This window comes from Sulfurimonas sp. (assembly GCF_023228785.1).
GTDB lineage: Bacteria > Campylobacterota > Campylobacteria > Campylobacterales > Sulfurimonadaceae > Sulfurimonas.
In genome coordinates this window covers 1-3558 of sequence record NZ_JALOAN010000071.1, presented here as the reverse complement: position 1 = coordinate 3558, position 3558 = coordinate 1, and the positions used below count along the sequence as shown (strand labels likewise).

Sequence of the window (3558 nt, the reverse complement as noted above, 5' to 3'; positions counted from 1 at the left end):
CAGGGAGCCGAGGCGAAGCAGGTTGGCCGGACTCCTAAAGAAATGGATTATATTAAATCACAAGAGCAGGCGATGTACGCAATATGCTCTACCTTTGGAGTGGATCCCCGGCTTATAGGAGCGCAAGAGTTTAGCGGCAGGGCGGCAAGACAGGAAGCAGAGCGGGCTTATTGGATACACACAGTTATTCCTGAGGTGCAGATGTGGACAGAATATATGACTGTTTATTATAAACAGTTCTGGCCGGACATACGCGTCAGCTATGATCTTGCAAATATAGAGGCCCTGCAAGACGAGTTCTCGGGAAAGGCCGCCGCAGGAAGGACTCTCTTTGATATGGGGGTTCCGTTAGAAGAAATTAACCGCAGGCTTGAGCTTGATTTGAATCTCGACGATGTGCCGGGCGCGTCTGAGCCTTACGGAATAACATTGAGTAGGAAGTCCGACAGCAGGAAGTCCGACAGCCGCATAATTTTATGGCGCAGGAAAGACGGCGAGCGTCGTATATGGGAGAAGCGGTTTGCGGAGAGCTTCGCCAAAGGGCTCAAAAAAGATTTAGATGTGCTTGCTGACGTGGTTCAGAATGGAGAGAGCGTCACTAATTACGAAGACACTATCAGACAGGCTTGGGAAGAAAGGCTTTCTGTCTCTCATACTGTACTCGGTAAATTCTTCGGGGAGAAGAAGTATGATGAGCTTGTCAGTAAAGCAAAGAACTTAAAACCGGGGCAGCGCAAGAATTTCGACGCGACCGCACGCGTAATGGCGGACTTCATTCGTCAGGTCTCGCGCGCTAAAGCCGGATACATCGCTTCAACAACAATATTGAGAGTAAGAAACTTGGCGGCGGAGGCAGTCGAGAAAGGACTTGCCTTATCGGAAGTCGCGCAGCGGATACGCGATCAGGCGGAGGTCTGGACGGAGCCTCTCGAGAGGTCGCGCGCGATGCGTATCGCAAGGACTGAGGCGGGAGCCGGGATTAACCACGCGAACTATGCCGCGCGTCAGCAGGCTATCACTGAGTTTAACTGGAAGATAGACAAGGAATGGCTCGAGACTCCGGACACTCGCACGCGAGACGGCTCTACAGGAGAGGCGGACCATACGAGTAGTGGTGTCGGGGGAGAGCGCGTGCCTAACGATCAGCCTTACTCAAACGGACTTATGTATCCAGGGGATCCGTCAGGACCGGCGGAAGAAGTTATTGAATGCAGATGTAGCGAAACAGAACACGTTAACACAGAAGGAGAGACAGTATGAGATATAAAAGTTTTCCGGGAGAAGTAAAGGTAAAAGATATAGACAAAGGTATCTTTGAGGGTTACGCCTCGGTTTATGAAGTTGAGGATAGTTATGGAGAGGTTATACACAGAGGAGCTGCCGATAAGACTCTCAAGGAGAATCGCGACAGGATAAAAGTCTTGTGGCTCCACACGTTGCCGTTCGGTATGCCTGTCAAGGTCTCAGAAGATGACCACGGCATTTACACTATGTCTAAAGCGACCCCGACACAGGAGAACAAAGACAGGCTTGCTTATATAAAAGACCGCGTGGTGGACGCACTAAGCATAGGCTTTGACCTCGTGAAAGACAAGTTTCACCAGGACAATGACGGCATACTGCATATACACGAGATAAAACTGTGGGAGTATTCCCCGGTAATATGGGGCGCGAATCCCCTTGCGATGATTGAGAAGTCTAAAGGGATAATATCAATCACAAAAGATTTAGAGATTATCGGTGACGGCTATCTTTCAGGAGACCAGAAGTCTATTGAGGCCGCCATTGATAGGATAAAAGCACTCACCGCAGGAGAGCCGCCGGCGGGCACTCTCCCGGGTTCGGTAGAGCCGCCAAAAGAAGATAAAGACTTAGCCGCCATAAAGGCACTATGTCAGGAAGTGGGAAGTAGAACGGAAGCGCTTAAACTGGAGAAAGAATTAAAAGCGTTTGCCGAATCATTGAAAGTAAGGAGTTAAAAAAATGGATATTACAAAAGCACTGGAAGATTTAAGGGGTCTGATACAGACCAGGGACGCTGAGGTAGCAGAACTCGGCAAGGCGCGCGAAGAGACCGCGAAGAAACTCGATAAGGCCGGCGAAGATATGATCGCATTGAAAGCTGAAATCGCTGAGAAAGAGAAATCGCACGCTGCGGAAATCGCTGACCTGAGAAAGCTGAAAGAGGGCGGAGCCTCTAAGAGAACCCTTTCCGTGGGAGAGCAGTTCACTAAGAGCGACGCGTTCGTTGCGGCAGTCAAGGCAGGAAGCGTTGAGATTCCGAAAGTTCAGCTGAGCGGCGGGATGTTTAAGAAAGACACGAACTTCGAACCGGTCGTATCGGGTGCTGACAGCGGCGGCGTACTTGTCGAGCGTGACTCGATACAGATGATCGTAGAGCAGATATGGAAAGCAGTGACAATTAAGAGCCTCGTAGGATATGGAACGACCACCTCTGATAAGATACCGTATCTGTCAGAAGAGTTCGACAACAAGGCTGCGTTTCACGATAACAAGACCCTTGAAGAGGTTGACGGAGAAGATGTTCTCGAGAAGAAGAAACGTTCCGGCATTAAGTTCACTGAGAAGATAGTCAACACGAAGACCGTTGCGCACTATCTGACAGTTGGACGCGACATAATGCGCGACGCTCCTCAGCTCGCTGCAAGGATCAACGCTAACGGTATCTCTGGGCTTGAAGACAAAATCAACTCGCAGATGTTATCCGGCGTTGAGGGTTCAGCTTCGTTCAACGGAATACTGAACACTGACGGCATTGCGAACGATACAGTGTTTCCTGATGTAGTGTCTAACACTCTCGACAGGATCCGTATCAGTATCGCGAGAAACGCAACCCTCGGGTATCCGACAACCGGGATAGTGCTTGAACCTGTCTCCTTTGCAGAAATGCAGCTCATAAAGGGTTCAGACAATCACTATATCTGGATTGAAGCGGGCCAGGGTATGGCCTCTACAATATGGAGAGTCAGAGTAGCGGAAGACGCGGCTATGACTGCAGGCAAGTATCTCCTCGGAGACTTCGCCGGGTCGGCAATGCTGTGGGACCGTATGCTCGCGAGTGTCCGTATGACTGAGAGCCACAAAGACCAGTTCGTACGGAATATGACAACTGTCCTCATTGAAGCCTCGCTGGCTTTCGAGGTAACGCGTCCGGCCGCTTTCAGGACCGGAGATTTCGCGGCAGTAAGTACAACGTAATATAAGGTAGCGTGAGGCGGGGCTGCTGTGTTGCGGCCTCGCCCAACGCCTTATTAAAGGAGAAAATTATGGTAGATTGTTCGGACGTTAAATGCACGGCAAGCCTTACTTGCGGCGACTGCAAGCTTTCCGTCGGGTCTCCGGTAGGACCAACACGCAACAAGGAGCGCAGACCTGAGATTATAGCTCTCGGAGGCGGTTGGTACAAGGTTGGCGACAGGAAGATACACGGCAGGGAGGCCGCGCTAAAAGCAAATGATAACTAAAGCTGTTGCAAAAGACTGGCTGAATATTTCCATAGATGATGATGACGCGATCATAGATTTGCTAATAGAGAAA

General features: G+C 50.3%; 3 protein-coding genes. All 3 read left to right on the top strand.

What is annotated here, in order from left to right:
* On the top strand, positions 1–1260 hold a 1260-nt coding region (locus tag M0Q24_RS11435), incomplete at its 5' end, for a phage portal protein (protein WP_295050773.1).
* Positions 1257–1979 (top strand): HK97 family phage prohead protease, encoded by a 723-nt coding sequence (locus tag M0Q24_RS11430; protein ID WP_295050772.1) that lies wholly within the window; start codon positions 1257–1259, stop codon positions 1977–1979. The genes M0Q24_RS11435 and M0Q24_RS11430, both read left to right, overlap by 4 nt.
* A 4-nt stretch (positions 1980–1983) precedes the next feature.
* Entirely contained in the window at positions 1984–3219 is a 1236-nt protein-coding gene (locus M0Q24_RS11425; protein ID WP_295050770.1) for a phage major capsid protein, read from the top strand.
* Positions 3220–3558 lie beyond the last annotated feature (339 nt).